1 pseudogene is annotated in these 352 nt (G+C 33.5%); it reads right to left on the bottom strand.

Annotation, left to right across the window (positions count from 1 at the left end):
- Positions 1–122: 122 nt before the first annotated feature.
- Positions 123–352, bottom strand: a pseudogene (locus V7137_RS27600) (spore gernimation protein KB); the annotation flags it as partial.

Here is a 352-nt window from a genome sequence, read left to right as displayed (position 1 = left end):
GCCCATTTCAAACAAAACTATCAGCACGAACAATTGGGTTGTGCTTATTTTTACTTTCTCCATGTACTTATGTTCCCCCCTTAAAAAGGGTTTTTATTTAAATCTATGAAAGTTCTTCACCTTTAAACTGGGCTTGTTTTTTTCTTTCTATTACGAAAAAAAGCAATGATTAGTAAAATGGAGGGGGTGATAATTTGAAAAGGCCAAGACAAATATACTGGCACAATACTTATCCCCTCCTTTAGAAATTCTGCCATGTTGGATGCAATCGTTATTGAACCAAATAAAATAATAATTCCAATTGGAAATCCAAGCTTACGTTGGTTTTTAAATTGAAAGATATCAGCAGCAC

The sequence above is a fragment of the Neobacillus drentensis genome (assembly GCF_036962765.1).
In the GTDB taxonomy this organism is placed as follows: Bacteria; Bacillota; Bacilli; order Bacillales; family Cytobacillaceae; genus Neobacillus; species Neobacillus drentensis_C.
This window is presented reverse-complemented; position numbering and strand designations above follow the sequence as displayed.